The organism is Pseudomonas sp. 18.1.10 (genome assembly GCF_024655625.1).
In the GTDB taxonomy this organism is placed as follows: domain Bacteria; phylum Pseudomonadota; class Gammaproteobacteria; order Pseudomonadales; family Pseudomonadaceae; genus Aquipseudomonas.
In genome coordinates, this window is record NZ_JANLGL010000030.1 from 1 (window position 1) to 21,560 (window position 21,560).

The 21,560-nt window shown below is 61.5% G+C and carries 14 protein-coding genes and 1 pseudogene; 5 read left to right on the top strand and 10 right to left on the bottom strand.

Annotated features, from left to right (window positions below; all coding sequences use genetic code 11):
- Positions 1-86 precede the first annotated feature (86 nt).
- From NUV89_RS07755 to NUV89_RS07775, 5 genes are read right to left on the bottom strand one after another with little or no spacing between them, the layout of a single operon-like run.
- On the bottom strand, positions 87-860 hold the full coding sequence (locus NUV89_RS07755; protein ID WP_257780857.1) for an enoyl-CoA hydratase: 774 nt from the start codon (positions 858-860) through the stop codon (positions 87-89).
- A gap of 11 nt (positions 861-871) precedes the next feature.
- Positions 872-1,999, bottom strand: coding sequence for an acyl-CoA dehydrogenase (locus NUV89_RS07760; protein WP_257780858.1), 1,128 nt, complete (start codon positions 1,997-1,999; stop codon positions 872-874).
- 12 nt (positions 2,000-2,011) lie between these two features.
- Positions 2,012-3,196: an acetyl-CoA C-acyltransferase gene (locus tag NUV89_RS07765; protein ID WP_257780859.1), complete on the bottom strand. Its 1,185-nt coding sequence runs from the start codon at positions 3,194-3,196 to the stop codon at positions 2,012-2,014.
- Between the two features lie 13 nt (positions 3,197-3,209).
- Positions 3,210-3,977, bottom strand: coding sequence for an SDR family NAD(P)-dependent oxidoreductase (locus tag NUV89_RS07770; RefSeq protein WP_257780860.1), 768 nt, complete (start codon positions 3,975-3,977; stop codon positions 3,210-3,212).
- Positions 3,978-3,998: 21 nt separating this feature from the next.
- Positions 3,999-5,642 carry an AMP-binding protein gene (locus NUV89_RS07775; RefSeq protein ID WP_257780861.1) on the bottom strand — a complete coding sequence of 548 codons (1,644 nt, stop codon included), beginning with the start codon at positions 5,640-5,642 and terminating at the stop codon, positions 3,999-4,001.
- A gap of 217 nt (positions 5,643-5,859) precedes the next feature.
- Here NUV89_RS07775 and NUV89_RS07780 point away from each other — a divergent pair.
- The 4 genes and pseudogenes from NUV89_RS07780 to NUV89_RS07795 all read left to right on the top strand — a co-directional run bounded on the left by NUV89_RS07780 (position 5,860) and on the right by NUV89_RS07795 (position 11,155).
- Positions 5,860-6,753 (top strand): annotated as a pseudogene (locus NUV89_RS07780) (bestrophin family protein).
- Positions 6,754-6,819: 66 nt separating this feature from the next.
- Positions 6,820-7,878 (top strand): tetratricopeptide repeat protein, encoded by a 1,059-nt coding sequence (locus NUV89_RS07785; protein ID WP_257780862.1) that lies wholly within the window; start codon positions 6,820-6,822, stop codon positions 7,876-7,878.
- Positions 7,879-7,985: 107 nt separating this feature from the next.
- Positions 7,986-9,485 carry an ATPase domain-containing protein gene (locus tag NUV89_RS07790; protein WP_257780863.1) on the top strand — a complete coding sequence of 500 codons (1,500 nt, stop codon included), beginning with the start codon at positions 7,986-7,988 and terminating at the stop codon, positions 9,483-9,485.
- Positions 9,485-11,155, top strand: coding sequence for an ATP-binding protein (locus NUV89_RS07795; protein WP_257780864.1), 1,671 nt, complete (start codon positions 9,485-9,487; stop codon positions 11,153-11,155). Before NUV89_RS07790 ends, NUV89_RS07795 begins: the two co-directional genes overlap by 1 nt.
- A gap of 63 nt (positions 11,156-11,218) precedes the next feature.
- Here the strand turns inward: NUV89_RS07795 and NUV89_RS07800 are convergent, their stop codons facing one another.
- The 5 genes from NUV89_RS07800 to NUV89_RS07820 form a co-directional block, all read right to left on the bottom strand.
- Positions 11,219-11,596 (bottom strand): response regulator, encoded by a 378-nt coding sequence (locus tag NUV89_RS07800; protein ID WP_017738124.1) that lies wholly within the window; start codon positions 11,594-11,596, stop codon positions 11,219-11,221.
- A gap of 79 nt (positions 11,597-11,675) precedes the next feature.
- Positions 11,676-12,869, bottom strand: coding sequence for a hybrid sensor histidine kinase/response regulator (locus NUV89_RS07805; protein WP_257780865.1), 1,194 nt, complete (start codon positions 12,867-12,869; stop codon positions 11,676-11,678).
- Positions 12,863-13,468, bottom strand: a complete 606-nt coding sequence (locus NUV89_RS07810; protein ID WP_257780866.1) for a chemotaxis protein CheB — start codon at positions 13,466-13,468, stop codon at positions 12,863-12,865. The genes NUV89_RS07805 and NUV89_RS07810 overlap by 7 nt, the downstream gene beginning before the upstream one ends.
- Positions 13,465-14,295: a protein-glutamate O-methyltransferase CheR gene (locus tag NUV89_RS07815; RefSeq protein ID WP_017738121.1), complete on the bottom strand. Its 831-nt coding sequence runs from the start codon at positions 14,293-14,295 to the stop codon at positions 13,465-13,467. The genes NUV89_RS07810 and NUV89_RS07815 overlap by 4 nt, the downstream gene beginning before the upstream one ends.
- Complete coding sequence (locus tag NUV89_RS07820; RefSeq protein ID WP_257780867.1) at positions 14,296-17,793, bottom strand: response regulator; 3,498 nt, start codon at positions 17,791-17,793, stop codon at positions 14,296-14,298.
- Between the two features lie 227 nt (positions 17,794-18,020).
- Between NUV89_RS07820 and NUV89_RS07825 the strand changes: the two genes are divergently transcribed.
- Complete coding sequence (locus NUV89_RS07825) at positions 18,021-21,512, top strand: hypothetical protein (RefSeq protein ID WP_257780868.1); 3,492 nt, start codon at positions 18,021-18,023, stop codon at positions 21,510-21,512.
- Positions 21,513-21,560: the final 48 nt, after the last annotated feature.

Consider the following 21,560-nt stretch of genomic DNA (forward strand, 5'->3'; position numbering starts at 1 on the left):
TCAGTCAGCACATGTATTGCATGACACTCCGCTTTCGCGAGCAAGCCCGCTCCCACATTTACATCCTCTGTGTTCGGGACATCGAATTATTTATCTTTGAAATCGGGCGCGCGCTTGGCCACAAACGCCGCCATGCCTTCCTTCTGATCCTGGGTCGCAAACGCCGCATGGAACACCCGGCGCTCAAAGCGCACGCCTTCCGACAGGCTGACTTCAAACGCGCGGTTCACGCTTTCCTTGACCATCATGCTGATGGGCACCGATTTGCCGGCAATCAGCGTGGCGACTTTCAGCGCTTCTTCCAGCAGTTCATCGGCCGGCACGATACGGGCGACGATGCCGCAACGTTCGGCTTCCACGGCGTCGATAAAGCGTCCGGTCAGGCACATTTCCATGGCCTTGGCCTTGCCCACGGCGCGGGTCAGGCGTTGGGTGCCGCCCATGCCCGGCAGTACGCCGAGGTTGATTTCCGGCTGGCCGAACTTGGCGCCATCGCCCGCCAGGATGAAGTCGCACATCAACGCCAGTTCACAGCCGCCACCGAGGGCAAAACCGTTGACGGCGGCGATGATCGGTTTGCGGCGGTTGGCCACGCGGTCGCTGTCGCTGAACAGGTCGTCGAGGTAGATCTGCGGGTAGGTCAGCTCGGCCATTTCCTTGATGTCGGCGCCGGCGGCGAAGGCTTTTTTCGAGCCGGTCAGCACGATGCAGCCGATTTCAGGGTTGGCTTCCAGGCCGTCCAGCGCCTGGTTCAGTTCGCGGACCAGTTGCGCATTCAGGGCGTTGAGGGCTTGCGGGCGGTTGAGGGTAATCAGCCCGACGCGGCCCTGGACGTCGAGCAGGATGGTTTCGTAACTCATGTAGCGGCTCCTTAGAGATTGCGTGAGATGACCATGCGTTGAATATCGCTGGTGCCTTCGTAAATCTGGCAGACCCGCACATCGCGGTAGATGCGCTCCAGGGGGAAGTCGCTCAGGTAACCGTAACCGCCGAGGGTTTGCAAGGCGGCCGAGCAGACTTTCTCGGCCATTTCCGAGGCGAACAGCTTGGCCATCGAGGCTTCCACCAGCGCCGGCTTGCCGCTGTCCCGCAGGGCGGCGGCGTAATGCACCATCTGCCGGGCGACGGCGATTTGCGTGGCCATGTCCGCCAGGCGGAACGCCACGGCCTGGTGTTCGATCAGCGCCTTGCCGAAGCTTTCACGCTCACGGGCGTAGTCTCGCGCCGCTTCAAAGGCGGCGCGGGCCATGCCCACCGCTTGCGAGGCGATGCCCACGCGCCCGCCTTCGAGGTTGGCCAGGGCGATCTTGTAGCCTTCGCCCTCCTCGCCCAACCGGTTGGCCACCGGCACTTTGACGTCTTCAAAGAGGATCTGGCAGGTGTCGGACGCGTGCTGGCCGAGCTTGTCCTCGACCCGTGCCACGGTGTAGCCGGGTGAGTCGGTGGGCACGATAAACGCACTGATCCCACGCTTGCCCGCCGCCGGGTCGGTGACCGCAAACACAATCACGATCCCGGCGTTTTGTCCGGAGGTGATGAACTGTTTGCAGCCGTTCAGCACGTAGTGGTCGCCTTCCAGGCGCGCACGGGTTTTCAGGCTGCTGGCGTCGGAGCCGGCCTGGGGCTCGGTCAACGCAAACGCGCCCAGCATGGTGCCGCTGGCCAGGGGCGTGAGGAACTGGGCTTTCTGCTGATCGTTGCCGAACTTGAGGATCGGCACGCACCCCACCGAGTTGTGCACGCTCATGATGGTCGAGCACGCGCCGTCGCCGGCGGCGATCTCTTCGAGGGCCATGGCGTAGGCCAGGTAGCCGGTGTCGCAACCGCCCCACTGCTCCGGCACGAGCATGCCGAAAAAGCCCAGCTCGGCCATTTCGCCGATGGCTTCCTTGGGGAAGCGGTGCTCGCGGTCCCACTCGGCGGCGAAGGGTTTCAGGCGCTCCTGGGCAAACTGCCGGGCCGCGTCGCTGATTTGCAGTTGTTCGTCATTGGGCAACATGGGGTTCAGTCCTTAATACAGGCATTCGACGGCCATGGCCGTGGCTTCACCACCGCCGATGCAGATGGCGGCGACGCCACGCTTGAGGCCTTTTTGACGCAGGGCCGCGAGCAAGGTCACCAGGATGCGCGCGCCGGACGCGCCAATCGGGTGGCCCAGGGCGCAGGCGCCGCCGTGGATATTCACCTTGCTGTGGGGGATTTCCAGCTTGCTCATGGTCACCAGGCTGACTACGGCGAAGGCTTCGTTGATCTCGAACAGGTCCACCTCGTCGAGGTTCCAGCCGGTCTTGCTCATCAGCTTGCGAATCGCCCCCACCGGCGCCACCGGGAACAGCCCCGGCTCATCGGCAAACGCCGCGTGCCCGTGGATCACTGCCAAGGGCTTGAGGCCGCGCTTGTGAGCCTCGGATTGACGCATCAGCAGCAATGCCGCCGCGCCATCGGAAATCGAACTGGAGTTCGCCGCCGTGACCGTGCCGCCGTCGCGGAACGCCGGTTTCAGGCTGGCAATCTTGTCCAGCTTGGCTTTCGGTGGTTGTTCATCGTGCTGGATGGTTTTCTGTTCCTTGCCCACGGTGACCTGCACCGGGACGATTTCCGCGTCAAAGCTGCCGTCGCTGATCGCTTGCTGTGCGCGGGTCAGGGAGGCGATGGCGAACGCGTCCTGGGCTTCACGGGTAAAACCGTTGTGCTCGGCGCAGTCTTCGGCAAAGGTGCCCATCAGGCGGCCTTTGTCATACGCATCTTCGAGGCCGTCGAGGAACATATGGTCAAGCACGCGGCCGTGGCCCATGCGGTAGCCGCTGCGCGCACGGTCCAGCAGGTACGGGGCGTTGGACATGCTTTCCATGCCCCCGGCGATTGCCACGTCAACGCTGCCGGCCAGCAGCGAATCATGGGCCAGGATCGCGGCTTCCATGCCCGAGCCGCACATCTTGTTGAGGGTGGTGCAACGGGTGGATTTATCCAGTCCGGCGCCCAGTGCCGCCTGGCGTGCAGGCGCCTGGCCCAGGCCGGCCGGCAGTACGCAGCCGAACAGCACTTCATCGACGGCATCGTGGGCAATACCGGCGCGCTCGACTGCGGCACGAATTGCGGCGGCACCCAGTTGCGGCGCGGTCAGGCCCTTGAGGTCGCCCTGGAAGCCGCCCATGGGCGTGCGCACGGCGCTGACGATTACGATGGGATCAGTCATGGTTTTAAACTCCTTACTTGGCCGCCATGCGCAAGGCACCGTCGAGACGGATCACCTCGCCGTTGAGCATGCTGTTTTCAATGATATGACGCACCAGCGCGGCGTATTCGGCCGGTTTGCCCAGGCGCGGCGGGAATGGCACGCCAGCGGCCAGGGAGTCGCGCACTTCCGGAGTCATGCCGGCCATCATCGGCGTTTCGAAAATGCCCGGGGCGATGGTCATCACGCGGATACCAAAGCGCGCCAGCTCACGGGCGGCGGGCAAGGTAAGGCTGGCAATCGCGCCTTTGGAGGCTGCGTACGCCGCCTGGCCGATCTGCCCGTCAAAGGCGGCCACCGAGGCCGTATTGATGATGACCCCGCGCTCGCCATCGGCATTCGCTTCGGTTTCGGCGATGGCCGCCGCGGCCAGGCGCAGCAGGTTGAAACTGCCGATCAGGTTGACGTTGATGACCTGGGCAAAGCTGGCCAGGGCGTGGGGGCCGTTCTTGCCGAGGATCTTCTCGCCGCGCACCACACCGGCGCAGTTGACCAGGCCGTGCAAACCGCCAAACGCTGCAACGGCGGCTTGCACCGCAGCTTCGGCGGCGGCTTCCTGGCTGATGTCCGCTACTGCGCTGCGTGCGTTGTCGCCCAGTTGCTTGGCCTTGGCCGCGACGGCGTCGGCGTTGAGGTCCACCAGCATGACCTTGGCGCCAGCGGCGACCAGCATCTCGGCGGTGGCCGCGCCGAGGCCCGAAGCGCCGCCGCTGACCAGGAATACCTTGTTTTCAATCTGCATCATTGTGTCCTTAAAAGTGGATCAGGCCACCGCCGCCTTGGCGATTTCCTGGTTACGCAAGATAAAACGCTGCAACTTGCCGCTCGGGGTCTTGGGCAAGTCGCTGACAAATTCGATTTCCCGTGGGTAGGCGTGGGCCGCGAGGCGTTTGCGCACGTGCAGGCGCAGTTCCTCGGCAAGTTCCGGGGTGGCGCGGTATTGGCTGTTAATCACCACGAAGGCTTTCACCAGTTCGGTGCGCTCCGGGTCTGGCTTGCCGACCACCGCGGCTTCGATCACGGCCGGGTGTTCCACCAGCGCACTTTCCACGTCGAACGGGCCGACGCGGTAGCCCGACGTGGTGATCACATCGTCACTGCGCCCGACAAAACTGATGCTGCCATCGGGGTTCAGCTCCACGGTGTCGCCGCTCAGGTAGTACTTGCCGACAAACGCCTTGGTCTTTACGCCGTCATAGCCGGCGAACCAGCACATCGGCGACTGCTCGCGGTCGATGGCGAGGATGCCGGGCTGGCCGGCTGGCAACTCCTGATAGTCATCGTCGAGCACCACGATGCGGTGACCCGGCGAGGCAAATCCGGCCGAACCGACATGCACTGGGTGCTCCAGGCCATGGTGATTGCACAGCACCATGCCCAGTTCGGTCTGGCCATAGTGGTCGTGGATGGTCACGCCGAGGTTGTCGGCGAACCAGCGGATCACTTCCGGGTTCAGCGGCTCGCCGGCGCTGCTGACGATGCGCAGCTTGCCCTTGATCGAGTGGGCAAACTGCTCGCCGCCGGCGATCAACAGGCGGTAGGCGGTGGGCGAGCCAGTGAGGTTGGTGATGCCGTATTTGTTGATGACCCGGCAGGTGCTTTCCAGGGTGAAGGGGCCATCGTAGAAGGTGATCGGGTGGCCCATGGACAATGGGCCGGTCACGCCGAAGTAGATGCCGTAGGCCCAGCCTGGGTCGGCAACGTTCCAGAACGCGTCTTCGGGGCGCAGGTCCACGGCGTCGCGGGTGTAGCTCTGGAACGCGACGATGGCCTTGAGTGGCACCGACAGCGCTTTTGAAGGGCCGGTGGTGCCCGAGGTGAACATCAGCAGGAACGGCTCGTCAGCGCCCAGCAGCACCGGCTCACAGACATTGGAATAGGTGGGCAGCTCGGCCCAGAAACTGAAATCGCCACGCACCAGGCCTTCGCCCTTGGCGCCGGTGACCGTGACGATGGTCGGGCAGCCTGCGACTTCCGCCAGTTTCGGCCGGTTCACTGCGTCGGTGACCACCAATGCGGCGCCGGAGCTGGTCAGGCGATGCTCGATGGCCTTGGGGCCAAAGGCGGTAAACAGCGGTTGATAAACCGCGCCGATGCGCCAGGTGGCAAACACCACCACCAGCAATTCCGCCGTGCGCGGCAGCAGCCCGGCGACTTTATCGCCGCGCTTGACGCCCTGGGCCAGGAGGAAATTGGCGAAGCGTGCGGCTTGGTCCTGCAAGTCGGTAAAGGTCGAGGTGGCGCTGCGGCCGTCCTTGCCTTCCCAGAACAACGCGATGCGCCCGGGCAGCGCGTGGCGGTCGCAGCACTCCACGCAGGCATTGAGGCCTTGCAGGGTGCCGGCCAGTGCGGCGTCAACAGTGTGGGCGTAGTCAAATCCGGTGGTGGCAGCCAAGTAGTCACGCATCGCTTCAAATCCTTCTGTGTTTTTTATTTTCAGGACGTAAACCACGGAAATAGTCGCTCTAGCGCGCCCCAGCAGCAATGGTCAAAGCCATCAACATGGCTGACTGGTTTGGCCACTCATCGACCGCGCCAATCAACCGGTCAGCCCAAGCGATTGGACGCGCTGGCAGCGAGCTTCTAACCTGAGGGCCTGCGCCACCAAAGAAGCTCCCCACCTGATGATTGTCCGTCCCAAGCCCAACCTCGTGGGCATCCTGTTCTCCCTCAAGGGTTCGATTGCCAAGCGCATTGCCTTGCGCAGCCTGCTGGTGACGTTGCTGGCGTCGGTGATCGTGCTGGTGGAAACCTGGCACCCCGCCTACTTTTCCAAGGTCAACGCCACGCCCTTCACTTTGCTGGGCCTGTCGCTGTCGATCTTCATGAGTTTTCGCAACAACGCCTGCTACGACCGCTGGTGGGAAGGCCGCAAGCAATTGGGGCAGATGATTATTGAGGTGCGTTCGTTGATCCGCGAAACCCAGGTGCTGGGGGACTCGCCTTAGCGTGCCGGGCTGTTGCGCGGCTTGTGTGGTTTTGCCCATGGGCTGATCGCGCGTTTGCGCCATGAGGATGAAGCCTTGGCGATCAAGCCCTGGACAGCGGTGGCCGCCTCGCACCCCAACCTGCCGGACAGCGTGCTGCAACAGTTGGGCGCGCGTTTTTCCGAACTGGCCGAGCGCGGGGTTATCAGTGAATGGCGCTACACCCAGCTGGAAACCCGCCTGGTCAGCCTGAGCCAGGTGCAGGCGTCGTGCGAGCGGATCAAGAGCACGCCGCTGCCCTTCCCCTACACCCTGTTGCTGCACCGCACTATCTACCTGTTCTGTATCCTGCTGCCGTTTGCCATGGCTGAGCCGCTGGGTTGGTTGACGCCGGTGTTCACCGCCATCGTCAGCTACACCTTCTTTGGTCTCGATGAAATCGGCGATGACCTCGAAGACCCGTTCGGCTTCGACGAAAACGATTTGCCGTGCAACGCCATCCTGCGCAACCTGGAGCGCGAAGTCCGCGCCGCCCTCGGTGAAACCGACTTGCCGCCGGCCCTGGAGCCGGTGGAATACGTGCTGACCTGACGCGGGTTTGACACCTGCCCTGCGCTGGTCGAAGCTGACGGCTTTGTAATACTTGCGGACGCCTGCATGTCTAAGTCACGCCGTTACTCCATCGTCGGCCTGTGCGCCCTGCTGTTGATTGTGCTCATCACCTGGTATTTCTCCCGTTCCAGCCAGGTGGCCGTGCCGCCGGCGATTGCCCATGGTTATTCCAAAGCCCTGAAACAGGCGCGCAATGGCGAACCGGGGGCGGCGCGTGTGCTGTATCAGCAATTGGGCCGCCCGGACCTGTCCCCGGAGCGCCGCGCCGCGCTGCACGCCGAGTTGCCCAATTACCCCAGCCCACAAGCCTTGAAGCTGGCCGACAAGGACCTGCTGAGCGATTCGCCGCAGGTGCGTGAAGCGGCGATCCACAGCATTGCCGGCCTGGTGCCCAGCGGCCAGCGCACGCTGTTGCTCGGCCCGGCACTCGACGACCCGGAACAAAGCGTGCGTTTTGCCGCCGCCAACGCCCTGCTCGGCCTGTCGCCCGACACCCTGGGCCTGTACTTCGGCCCCTTGCAGCAGGTGCTCGACGAGTTCGTCAAATACCTCAAGGCCCAGCCCGAAACCGCCGAGGGCTGGATTCAACTGGCGCAGCTGTACATCCACAGCGCCCTGTTGCCGGACGCGCAAAATGCCCTGGAACAGGCCATGCGCTTGCAGCCGGACAACCTGCAGGCGGTGGTCGCGCAGATCGAATTGCTGGACAAACAAGGCAAGAGCGAGGAATCCCGCCAATTGCTGGCGCGGCAACTGGCCGCGCACCCTGAGTCCGCCTACCTGCAACATGCCCTCGGCCTGTGGCTGCTGCACCACGGTGAACGTCCTTACGCGTTGCTTGGCCTGTCCAAGGCGGTGGAGCTGGAGCCGGACAATCAGGATTATCGCTACGACCTGGCCACCACCCTGCACGCCCAGAACGAACTGGAAGCGGCGCAGCGCCAGCTGGAAGAGATCCTGCAACGCCATCCGGCCAATCGCAAAGCGCGGGTGCTGCTGGTCAATTACTGGAAGGAAAGTGGCCAACTGCAGAACGTGCAGGTGTTGCTGGCCCAACTGGAACAGCAAAACCCCGACGACCCCGCCTTGCAGCAAGGCCTGTAGCCGCCGCGAAAAAAATCGTTGAACGGCTACGGGCCATCACGGTCAAGTAAATATGGCGCGCCCGAGGCGGCGCGTTCCTCTATTGATCCGTGACCCGAGGGCACTTCTTGTCTACATCCAACGAGCTGTTCAGTGAAAAGGCGGCCACCGGTATCGAAGGTCTGGACGACATTCTTTCCGGCGGGCTATCGCGCAGCCACCTGTTCCTGCTGGAAGGTGAACCCGGCACCGGCAAAACCACCGTCGCCCTGCACTTTTTGCAGGCCGGCGCGAAAAACGGCGAAAAGTCGCTGTACATCACCCTCTCCGAGACCGAGCGCGAACTGCGCCAGGGCGCCAAGTCCCATGGCTGGGACCTGGACGACAACATCCATATCTTCGAACTGACCCCACCCGAAAGCCTGCTCAACGCCGAGCACCAGCAAAGCCTGCTGTATTCGTCCGACCTGGAGCTGGGCGAAGCGACGCGGCAGATCTTTGAAGTGGTGGAACGGGTCAAGCCGACGCGCGTGGTGGTCGACAGCCTGTCGGAGATTCGCTTGCTGGCGCAAAGCTCCCTGCGGTATCGCCGGCAGATTCTCGCAATCAAGCACTATTTCGTGCGGTATGACGCCACCGTTCTGCTGCTGGACGACCTGACCACCGAATCCCTCGACAAAACCGTACACAGCGTCGCCCATGGGGTGATCCGCCTGGAAGAGCTGACCCCCAACTACGGCGCAGAACGTCGCCGGGTGCGGGTGGTGAAGTATCGCGGGCAGAAATACCGCGGCGGTTTCCACGACTTCACCATCATGCAGGACGGCGTGCATGTGTTCCCGCGCCTGGTCGCGGCCGAACACCGTGGCGGCTACAACCGGCAGACCCTGACCAGCGGCATCGCCGAGCTGGATTCATTGCTCGGCGGCGGTATCGAGACCGGCTCCAGCAGCCTGATCCTCGGCCCGGCCGGTACCGGCAAGTCGCTGATCTCGATGATCTTTGCCGCGTCGGCCGTGGCCCGTGGCGAAAAAGCCGCGCTGTTTATCTTCGATGAAGAGCTCGGCCTGCTGTTTGAACGCATGAAAAACATGGGGATCGACCTGGAGGCGCTGCAAGCCACAGGCAACCTGCTGATTGAACAGGTGGACGCCGCCGAGCTGTCGCCCGGCGAGTTCTCCCACCGCGTGCGACGCGCGGTCGATGAAAGCGGCATCAAAACCGTGGTGATCGACAGCATCAACGGCTACACGGCGGCAATGCCGGAAGAAAACGCGCTGATCCTGCACATGCACGAGTTGCTGCTGTACCTCAACCGCCGGGGCGCGGCGACCTTTATGACGGTCGCCCAGCACGGGCTGGTGGGTGACATGCAGGCGCCGGTGGATATCACTTACCTGGCCGACACGGTGATCCTGTTGCGCTATTTCGAAGCAATCGGTGAGGTACGCCGGGCCATTTCGATCATCAAGAAAAGGACCGGCTCCCATGAATCAACCATCCGCGAATACCGCATTGGCAGTCGCGGCATGACCGTCGGTGAACCCCTTAACAACTTCCAGGGCGTGCTGCGCGGTATTCCCACCTATATGGGCGCCGGTTCGCCACTGCTCAAGGATATGGGCTAGTGCCGGGGCTTTCCCCCACCGCCGAGCGCGCAATCATCCTGGCGCCATTGGGCCGTGACGGCTCATTGGCGTTGATGATGCTCAAGGAAGCCGGCTACAACGGCATCGTCGCCAGCGATTTGCGGTCGCTGTGCGATGCGCTGGAGCAAGGCGCCGGTGTGTTGATCGTGGCCGCCGAAGCGCTGCTTGGCGTAGAACTGGAACCTTTGCTGGAGATCCTGCACCAGCAACCGGCCTGGTCGGACTTGCCGATCGTGTTGATGACCCATCACGGCGGCAGCGAACAGAATGGCCCTTCCCAACTGAGCCGCTTGCTGGGCAACGTGACGTTCCTGGAGCGACCTTTTCACCCCGTCACCCTTATCAGCCAGGTCAGCACGGCCTTGCGCGGCCGCCGTCGCCAATACGAAGCGCGCGACCGCCTGATCGACCTGAGTGAAAGTGAGTTGCGCCTGCAACGTACCCTGGAAACCCTCGAACAGCAGGTGGAAGAACGCACCGCGCAACTGCGCCACAACGAAGACGCCTTGCGCCAATCGCAAAAGATGGAAGCGGTTGGCCAGTTGACCGGCGGCATCGCCCACGACTTCAACAATATGCTCACCGGCATCATCGGCAGCCTTGAGCTGCTGCGCCGGCGCGTGTCGCGGGGCAAGCTGGATGACCTCGACAGCCTGATCGACCTGGGCGTGACCTCCGCCAACCGCGCGGCGGGCCTGACCCACCGCCTGCTGGCATTTTCACGCCGCCAGTCCCTCGACTCCAAACCCGTGGAAATCAACCAGTTGGTCAGTTCCATGGGCGAATTGCTGCAACGCAGCATCAACGAGAGCATCGCCCTGGAGATGCGCCTCGCCGACGCGCTGTGGACCGCCGAAGCCGACCCTAACCAACTGGAAAGCGCCCTGCTCAACCTGGTAATCAATGCGCGGGACGCGATGCCCAATGGCGGCTGTCTCAGTGTGGAGACCACCAACCGTCATCTCGACAGCGTGTTCACCGCCGCTTATGGCACCTTGGCGCCTGGTGACTACGTGGAACTGAGCGTCAGTGACACCGGCTGCGGCATTCCCGAAAGTGTGATGGGCCGGGTGTTCGACCCGTTTTTCACCACCAAGCCCATCGGTCAGGGTACGGGCCTTGGGCTGTCGATGATCTACGGGTTTGCCCGGCAGTCCCATGGGCATGTGACGATCCATAGTGTGGTTGGCAAGGGCACCACGGTGAGCCTGTTCCTGCCGCGTTTTGTCGGCGAAGTCGTCAGCCCGCAAGCGAGCAATCCGGCGCTGCTGCCATTCGCCAATGCCGGTGAAACGGTGCTGATTGTCGAAGATGATCCCGCCGTCCGCGTGCTGGTCAGCGCAGTGCTCAAAGAGCTGGGCTACGGGTTTGTCGAGGCGGGTGATGCGGTCACGGCGGTGCCGATCATCGAATCCGAGCAACGGATCGACCTGCTTATCAGTGATGTCGGCCTGCCCGGCATGAATGGCCGGCAACTGGCGGAAATAGGTCGGCAGATACGCCCGGACCTTAAGGTGTTGTTCATCACCGGGTATGCCGAGCATGCGGCCGTACGAGGGGGGTTTCTCGACCCGGGCATGCAGCTCATCACCAAGCCGTTTACCTTTGAGCTGTTGACGGCGAAGGTCAGGGAAATGATCGGGACGTGAGGTGGGGTCATGCTTGCGCGAGATGCCGCGCAAAGCATGACCCGATACATCAGGAGAAAGACATCACGCCAACAACCGCTGGATATGCTCGTGCAGCGTGTCCAGGTCAAACGGCTTGGCCAGGATCGGTGCGTTGCGCGTGATCGGGCTGTTGCAGTCGAGGATTTCCTGCGGGTAACCGCTGATAAAGATCACCTTCAATTCCGGACGCAGCTTGATCGCCGGCTCGGCGATCTGCACACCGGAAATGCCGCCGGGCAGGCGGTAATCAGTGACCATGAGGTCCAGGTGTGGCTTGGTCGCAAGGATTTCGAAGGCCTGCTCGCCATCGATTGCCTTGAGTACCCGATAACCCAGGCCGGCCAGGTACTCACCCAGCACAAACATAATCGATTCGTCGTCTTCGACGATCAGTACAACATCTTGTGCATCTTCACTCATGGGAAGCCTTTGTCCGGTCAATTGCTGCAATTACGACCATGGGGTCACGCAGAAGGTTGCGTCGAGCCGACGATTGATTTCATCGCGCGGCCTCCAGAGGCAGGCACACCCGGAACAGGGCGCCCTCGCCTATCTGGCTCTCGACCTCGATGGTGCCACCGTGGGCCGCAACGATCTGCTCGGAAATAAACAAGCCGAGGCCCAGACCTGCCGCCACTTGGCTGGCGGACACGCGCTCGAATTGCTGGAAAATACGTTTCTGGTTGTCTTCGCTGATGCCGATGCCACGGTCGCGCACTTCCACCCGCGCTTCGCCGTGCTCGCTGTAGACCCGCACATCCACCGGGCTTTTTGCGCCATAGCGCAAGGCGTTGGTCAGCAGGTTGGTCACCACCTGCTCGATGCGGAACTCGTCCCAATTGCCTTCCACCGGCCCTTGCGCGACCAGGTGCATGGAAGAACCGGCGGCCGCCACTTGCTGCGCGAAGTTTTCCACCAGGTTATGCACCAGTTGCGCCAGGTCAAAGTGTGCCGGCCGGATCGACAGCTTGCCGGTACGAATGCGCGACACATCGAGCATGTCTTCGATCAGGCGGATCAGGCTTTGAATCTGGCGCTCATCGCGGTCGACCATGGCGTGCATCTTGTCCAGGGTAAACGCTGCCGCGTTATCCCGGGCCAGATGCATCTTGCGCAGCTGGGTTTCGAGGATCAGCCCGTTCAACGGCGTACGCACTTCGTGGGCAACGATCGACATGAAGTCGTCACGCATGCGCACCGCTTGCTCCAGCTCCGCCTGGGTGGCCTGCAGGCGCGTGAGCAACAGCTCTTGCTCGCGCCGACTGCGCTCCAGGGCTTCGACCTGTAGCTTCATCGCTTTGCTCTGGCGGTACAGGTCGACAAAGATGTTGACCTTGCTCTTCACCGCGTGGATATCCAGCGGCTTGTGCAGGAAGTCCACCGCGCCGCTTTCATAGCCCTTGAAGGCATAGTTGAGTTCGCGGCCGGCGGCACTGACGAACACAATCGGGATGTTCTTGGTCTTTTCGGTGCCGCGCATCAACTCGGCCAGCTCGAAGCCGTTCATGCCGGGCATCTGTACGTCGAGGATCGCCATGGCGAACTCGTGTTCCAGCAACAGTGACAAGGCTTCGTCGGCACTCAATGCCTTGAATACCTGGCGATCCTCGCGCTTTATCAGCGCTTCGAGGGCCAGCAGGTTTTCCGGCAGATCATCGACGATCAGCAGTTTGGCCTGGACAGTACTTAACATGGGGAATATTCCAGGGAAGCCAACAATGAGCCGATCTGGCTCAGCGAAAGAATGTGGTCAGGTGTGTGCAGCGCCAGGGCTGCCCGGGGCATGACGGCCACGCGAGCCTCTGTGGGGTCTTGCACCACAGTGGTTCCATCCTGTTGCTTGACATGGGCCAGGCCCCGGGCGCCGTCTTGATTGGCGCCGGTCAACAGGATCGCCAACAGGCCGCGGCCATAGGTATCGGCGGCGGACTCGAACAGAAAGTCGATGGCCGGGCGCGAGTGGTGCACGCGGTCTTCCTGGCTCAGGGACAGGCTGTGATCGCGCTCTACCGACAGGTGATAGCCAGGCCCGGCAAAGTACAGGGTGCCGGCCTTGATCGTTTCCTTGTCGCGCGCCTCGACCACCGGCATCGCCACGCGCCGGTCGAACACTTCAGCCAGATGGCTGCGGCGCTCGTCCGGCAGATGCAGCACCGCGATGATGGGCAGGCCGAACCCCTTGGGTAGCTCACCGAACACCGTCAGCAACGCCTCGACGCCGCCTGCGGACGCGCCGATGACGATAGCTTCTATGCCCGGAACCAGAGTCCGGTTGGCAGCCGCTTCATTCATAGTTTGCGGTAGATCCGTTCTTGCTTGACCAAGGGTTCGAATTGCTTGCTGTAGGCGGAAAAGTCCAGGGTCTCTTTGCTGCCCAGCACCAGGAAGCCGCGGTGGCACAACGACTCGTGAAACAATCCGAAGGCGCGATCCTGTAATTTTTTATTGAAATAAATCAGTACGTTACGACACGAAATTAATTGAGTTTCTGAGAATACACTATCGGTTGCCAGGCTGTGATCGGCAAAGGTCACGTTCTCGCGCAGGCTCTTGTCGAAGATCGCGTAATCGTAAGCCGCCGTGTAGTAGTCGGCAAATGAACGTTGCCCACCGGCCTGCTGGTAGTTCGCGGTGTAGGCCCGCACGTTCTCCAGGGAAAAGATGCCCTGCTTGGCCTTGTCCAGGGACGCCGGGTTGATGTCGGTGGCGTAGATGATCGTGCGTTCCAGCAAGCCCTCTTCCCGCAGGAGGATGGCCATGGAGTACACCTCCTCCCCCGTGCTGCAACCGGCGATCCAGATCTTGATCGACGGATAGGTCTTGAGCAGCGGCACCACTTCCTGGCGGATCGCGAGGAAGTGCGACGGGTCGCGAAACATCTCGCTCACCGGAATCGTCAGAAACTGCAGCAACTGCATGAACGCCGCCGGGTCGTGCAGCACCCGCTCCTGCAAGGCCGAGATGGTCGCGCAGTCGAACTGGCGCAACGCATGGGCCACGCGCCGCTTTACCGACGCCCCGGAGTAGTCGCGAAAGTCGTAGCTGTACTTGAGGTAAATCGCCTCGATCAACAGGCGCAGCTCGATATCGCTGCTTTTATCCAAAAAACTTCGCTCCACTTAAATGCGTTCCATCTTCGGTAGCCATACGCGAATCAGCGAGAACAGACGGTCCAGATCAATCGGCTTGGCCAGGTAATCGTTGGAACCCGCCGCGAGGCAGCGTTCCTGATCGTCCTTCATGGCCTTGGCCGTCACCGCGATGATCGGCAGCTTTTTCCAGCGCGGGTCCTGGCGGATCAAGGCGGTGGCCTCGTAACCGTCCATTTCCGGCATCATCACGTCCATCAACACCAAATCGATATCGTCCACTTCATTGAGCTTGTCGATGGCTTCACGGCCGTTTCGCCCGATCACCACCACGGCGCCTTTGTGCTCCAGGGCGCTGGTCAGGGCGAAGATGTTGCGCACATCGTCGTCCACCAGCAGGATCTTGCGCCCTTCAAAGACCTTGTCGCGGCTGCGGGCGGTCTTGAGCATCGTCTGGCGGTCATGGGACAGCTGGGATTCGACTTTGTGCAAAAAGAGTGTGACTTCGTCCAGCAGGCGCTCCGGCGAACGGGCGCCCTTGATGATGATCGAGCGTGAATACTTGCGCAGCTCGGCCTCTTCGTCGCGGGTCAGGTTGCGCCCGGTGTAGACGATCACCGGCGGGAAGGAGCAGATGTCCTCGGTGGCCATGCGCTTGAGCAGTTCGTTGCCGAGCATGTCCGGCAGCTTGAGGTCGATAATCATGCAGTCGTAGACATTGTTGCGCAGCAGGTCCAACGCGGCCTGGGCGTAGCCAACATCGGTGATTTCAATGTCATCGTCGCCGATCAGGCGGGCAATGCTGTCGCGCTGCAAGTCATCGTCTTCCACCAGCAGCACACGCTTGACCTTCTGGGTCAGCTTGGCCTCCAGGCGGGCGAATACGTCCTTGAGCTCTTCGCGGGTGGTGGGTTTGACGGCATAGCCGATGGCACCCATGTGCATGGCCGCCTCGACGCGGTCCTCCACGGAGATCACGTGCACGGGGATATGGCGGGTATTGGCGTGTTCCTTGAGGCGTTGCAACACGGTCAGCCCGGAGTGGTCCGGCAGGCGCATGTCCAGCAGGATCGCGTCGGGAATGTATTCTTCGGCCAGGCTGTAGCCTTCGTCCGCGCCGTGCGCCACCAGGCAGTTGTAGCCCAGCTCGTGGGCCAGGTCGAAGAGGATGCGGGCGAAGTTCGGCTCGTCTTCCACCACCAGGATGCAACGGGTGGTGAATGGGGCCTTGTCGCGGTCATCGGCGAAGCGTGGGATCAGGTTGGCATCGGCCACCGGCAACGAGGAGACCTTGACCGGCGCGGGTGCCGGCGCTACGACCACCTGACGCGGCTGTTCTATGGGGGCCGCGTCTTCCGCGCGTTCGACATACTGTTCCGGCAACACCAGGGTGAACATGCTGCCCTTGCCCGGTTCGCTGGTAACGCTGATATAGCCGCCGAGCAAGGTGGCCAAGTCGCGGGAAATCGACAGGCCGAGGCCAGTGCCGCCATACCGGCGGTTGGTGGTGCCGTCGGCCTGGCGGAAGGCTTCGAAGATGCTTTCCTGTTGATCGCGCGCAATGCCAATGCCGGAGTCGCGCACGGTGAAGGCAATGCCCTCGCCTGGTGCCTCGGACACCGACAGGCTTACCTCGCCGTGCTCGGTGAACTTGACCGCATTGGACAGCAGGTTCTTGAGAATCTGCTCCAGGCGCTGGCGGTCGGTGAACAGCATGGCTGGCGCACCGGCCTGCACTTCCACCTGGAAGCCCAGCTTGCGATCGGCCGCCAGCGGTTCGAACATACCGCGCAAGCCGTCCACCAGGCGTGCCACGCTGGAATTCTCCGGGCGCACTTCCAGCTTGCCGGCTTCAACCTTGGAAATGTCGAGAATGTCGTTGATGAGGTTGAGCAAATCATTGCCGGCCGAGTAGATCGACTCGGCAAACTTGACCTGTTCGGCACTGAGGTTGTCCTGGGGGTTTTCCGCCAGCAGCTTGGCCAGGATCAACGAACTGTTCAGCGGCGTGCGCAGTTCGTGGGACATGTTGGCGAGGAATTCGGATTTGTATTTGCTTGAACGCTGCAATTCGTCGGCACGATCTTCGAGGTCCAGCTGGGCCTGGCTGAGTTCCCCGTTCTTGCGGTCCATGGCGTCGCGTTGGTCGGCCAGGGTCTGGGTCTGCTCGGCCAATTGTTCGTTGGTCTGCTCCAGTTCCGCCTGTTGGGTTTCCAGGTGAGCCTGGGACTCCTTGAGGATGCGCGACTGCTCTTCCAGCTCTTCGTTGGCGGTCTTGAGTTCTTCCTGCTGCACTTGCAGCTCTTCGTTGAGCTGCTGGGTCTCGGCCAGCACTTCCTGCAAGCGTTGGCGATAGCGGGCGGCTTCGATGGAGGTGCCGATATTGCCCGCGATCAGTTCCAGCAATTCGACGTCACGCTCATCCAGGGCGCGCAAGAAACCCAACTCGATGACCCCGTTGACACGCCCATCATCGCTGGTCGGCACTACCAGCACGCTGCGGGTCGAGCCCTCACCGAGGCCGGAGCTGACTTTGAAGTAGTCCACCGGCACATCGTCCAGGCGAATCAGGCGATCCAGCTGGGCGGCCTGGCCCACGATGCCTTCGTCGTTATAAATCGCTTGCTCCAGCTGTTCCTGTTCGCGGGAGAAACCGTACGTCGCAACGCGCTTGAGGCCGCCGTGTTCTTCACGCACGTACAGCGCGGCCACGGCCGAGCCCATGTACTGGGCAAAGAATTGCAGGATATTGCGCCCCAACATGTTCAGGGTCAGTTGGCCAAGCACCTGCTCGGCCAGTTCGGTCTGCCCGTTGCGCAGCCAGGCCTGCTGTTCCAGGCGCAGCGCGATCCTCTGCTGTGACGCCAGGTTGTCGCCATAAGTGTTTGATAAAGCAACTAGATTCTTCCTGCCGATATAGGCCAGGAAACCACTGAGCCCCAGTACAAACGCCAAGTACAGGATGACGCTGACAACGGTGGTGCGGGTGACCTCTTCGTTACGGGTGATACGGAACTGCTGCTCCATCGCCACCGCGTCGTCATATTCCTTGCGGATTTCATCGGTGAGGCGCTTGCCCCGGCCGGCTTTGACCGCGCTGCGGTAGTCGCCGCTGGTGCGCTGCATCTCAATCATCGACTCGGCGTACTTGTTCCACTCGGTCTGCAAGGCTTCCAGGCGTTTGAGGCGATCCACCTGTTGGGGGTTATCCGCGACCAGATCCTGCAAATTGCGCAGATCGGCGATGATCCGCGGCTTTGCCACTTCGTAGGGGTCGAGAAAATGCTCATCCCCCGTGATCAGAAAACCGCGCATGCCGGTTTCCAGGTCCACCGTCAGTTTTGACGACTCGTTGAGGTTATTGATGACCCGGTCGGTGTGCTCCACCCACTGGATCACCGTCAGCAGATACGTAATCAGGCAGCCGAAAAACACCGCGCTGAGCACGCCCACACCCAAGGGCAGCGCCACATTTCGGCTTAACAGGTTACGAAAGCTTTTTTCATCGACGGACGACGCAGGTGTCATGGGCATGCCTTGGCCAAGTGCGGAAAAACCGGGAGTTTGCCGCAAAGATCGCCCACAGACTACGTTTGCCGCGGATATTTGCTGCAATTGTTTTTCTTCCTTACACACGGCGCGTGGCCGGGCTGGAACGCCGGAGCCCTGGCGAGCTACCCAAAAGGAGCGTCTGGGGAACAGGGAACCTCCTTTTAAAAAGACGCAAACGTCCTATTAAGAAAAGGTACCCAACCATGCTAAATCCTCTTGCACAAACTCCGACACCCAGCACCTTCCCTACGCCAATGCTGGCCGCACACCGACGCGTCAGATCCACCGACGGCGAAACAGGCAGCCAGGCCAACGCCTCGCCGCTGAACACGGCGTTGGGTGACAAGGAAAACCTCACCGTCCTGGGCCTCAAGCTGGCTGAAATCGCCGCCACCCTCGGCGAGAGCGCCACTGCCGAGGCTGTACTGGCTGCGCTGACCAAAACAGGCATGCCAATACACGCCGACTCGTCCTACCCCACTGCGGCCGGTACCCAGGTTGACCTGGCTACGTTTATTCGCAACCTTGGGCTGCCACTGCCCACCGATCACTTTTCGCTGTCCGGGCTGGGCAAAGCGGTGACACACCGTGGGATGGAGCATCCGCTCGGCAACCTGGGCGGCGCGCTGTCCTGGCCTGTGCCCTTGAGTGCGGACGAGCAGCGCCGGTTGCAAGAAGGTGCCCAGAAAGACGCCGCCGCCGGCGGCGGCAAGGGCATCCTCGAGCGGCTCTATCACCCGCTGTCACTCTCCGCCGACACACTCAGCGATCCAGCCAAGCTGCTGGATACACTGCTGGCAAGCCCGCAAGCGCAGATGTTGGGCAAACATTTGCAGGTGTACATGCAGGGTGCGATCAACGAGAGCAGTCACACCGACTACTTGCTCGCGGCGATCAACCTGGAGCTCGATCCCGAATCCATGACCAACCCTGACCGCAACAAGGTCGCTGGCTTTGACTTGGCCGGCAGTGCACTGATCGGCCAGCCGCCGACCACCCTGTTGCGGCAACTGGGCGACCATTTGGTCAGCCAGGGCAAAACCAGCCCCAAGATGGCGCAGGCGGCGGTCAAGCTGTTATTGGCAAGCCGTGCGCCGGCGTTCCTGGTGAAAAACATCCCCCAAAACGTGACTTACGGCAGCCTGGCCTGGGTCAACCTGGCCATTGCGGCGGCAACCATAGAAGCCCAGACCCCGGGAAAAGTCGCCAACATGACCTATACCCAAGTCATGCTGGAGGCCCGATCCGCTGGGGCGGCTGATCCTGCGACCACCCAACGGGCCCAGTTGGAGGCATTGGTGGATTGGGGGGTGGCCAACGGCGTGCTGGCGAGAAAAAGCGATCATCTCTACAGCGCCGATGAATTGAACGCGCTGACCGAACAGTTCAATACGCGCAAACAGCAAATGGCGGTCGCCTCTGCGGCACTGGACACCGAGCTGCCTTCGCGCAAAGAGCTGGCGCTGGCCAAGCTCAAGGAGCGCTTCGGTGACCTGGGCCCACTGTTCGAAGAAAAGCTGATTGATATAAAACGCAGGGTGCGCGGGTTGGATGACGGCAAGGGCTACAACTCCGATGCCTCAAACCCCCATTCAATGCTGGATGTGGCCATGATGGAGCTGGCGGACCGGGACGTGGAATATTTTTCCAAAGACCGCCGTATTCCGATCGCCGCCCTGAATGCCAATCGGAAATTTGACGTTGTCGCCCCCTTCAATCGTCAATTCGACCAGGCAATCAGTGATAAAAAAGCGGCCATTGCCACCTATATCAAGCAGTTGGTTGCCCAATTGCCTGTGGAGGACCGGCAACATCTGGAACAAGGCAAGTTGCAGCTGTTCCAGACGTCCTCGTATACCCAAGGCACCGGTGTTTCCAGCAGGGTGAATCACCCCAAGAACGAAAAGCTGCTGATTAAAACCGAGCACAACGGCGCAACCCGGGCTTACGAAATCGACTTCAACCAGGGCCGCATCAAACAGACCCACCCGTGGCGGGTCGGCGAGAAAAAGACCAAGGTTGCCCATGATGTGACGGTCACCAAGTCGTACAAACCCGCTGGCAGCGAGTCACTGCGCCAGGCGAATCCATCATCGAGCTCAGCGCCGCCTGACAGCTTTTCGTCCACCCGCACGCAAGTGTTGGCCGACGCTTTTGTCCAGCACCTGGAGCTCGACAACCCCGCCATCAAGGCACAGGCGCAGGGCCTCACGACGCTGGATAAACATGTCAAGAAAATCGAGGCCGTCAGCGAGTTTGCGTTGAACCTGGTGCCTTTTCGCTCGGCGATCGTCAACTTTCAAAAGGGCAACTACGCCGAGGGCGCACTGGACCTGGCGCTGGATGTGTTCGGTTTCCTCACGTCCGGCGCGGGGGCTGCCAGCAAAGTGCTCAAGATTGCAGGGAGTGGGCTGTCTACGGCGAACAAGGTGCTACAGGCCGCAAAAGTCATCGGTTCGGCCACGGTCAGCGCACTCAACCCGCTGAGCGGCTTGGGTGATGCGCTGGTGGGCGGGTCCAGGTTCGCCGCCAAAGGCCTAAAGTTTCTGACATCAAAAGGTATTGAGTACGTCAACAGCTTACGAGGGGCGACCGGCAGCTATGACCTACTCAAGGCCCTCAGCAAGGAGCATGGGCCGACACTGATCGGCACCTATAAAGTGGGTGACGTAGAGACACAGGGGCTTGCGGCGCTCAGAAATGATCAATGGTTTAAATATGACCCCGCGCTGAACAAGCTCTACGGCCCACCCATCGCCGATTTTTCGCCAAGGGGGGCACCCGAGCTGCGGACCACGCTCAACGGAGCGGCGGAGCGTGAGAGTGTGAAGCTCCACAACAACCTGATCCAGGCGCGGACGGGAGCGAACCGTTCGGCCTTCGACGCGGGGTACGCGAACGGGCGTCTGCAGTCTTTGCCTGGGTATCAGCCGGGCATGGGCAGCAAACAACTGAGGGCGTTGGCCGTCGCGGATAATCGACGCCCGGAAGAAATGGGCATTTTGGCCAGGGAGCTCAAAAACGAGTACCTCGAAGATGCCACCTACATCTCGTCGCTGCTCACCCAGGATGTGGCTGGGCCGGGTGTAAAGATCACGCCGTCCTCGCAAATCCACTACAACGCCAAGGTTGACCTGCCATCTATCGGCGAGTGTGCCGGAATGTCGTATGCCATGGCACTGGCCATCCATACCGGCAAAGAGGATCAGTTCCTGAAGAATATGCTCAAGGTGGCGGATGGTCCGAAAACCCCTGGTGCTGACAAATTCATCAACGATCTGCGCAACCTTCAAGCCAAGGTCCAAAACCCCGCATCGTTCCATTACGGGGTGCAGCCTGTCGACGTCGGGTATCAGGACATCATCTCCAAACTGGCCGCTTTCCAGACATCCACAACCGTGAGAATCGGCACTCGCGACCATGCCATGCTGGCAGGCGTAAGAGTCGAAAGCGGCAAGAAAGAATGGTTTTTTTATGACCCCAACGCAGGCTTGGTCAAATTCAACAATTCGATGGCGATGCAAGAAGGCATGGAGAAGCTGCTGAACAGCGGCACACTTGCCGCGACCAACAACACGCTCAAGTCGCCTACGGGGGCCCGAAAATACACCGTAAGTACATTTGAGCCCTCTGATGTGAACCGCGCAGGTATCGACGCCAACGCCGTGGCGGACCTTTCGGATATCACGTTGTAACTGCCCTTCTCACCACTAACCGCCGTTACGGCCGTTAGTGGTGCCCTC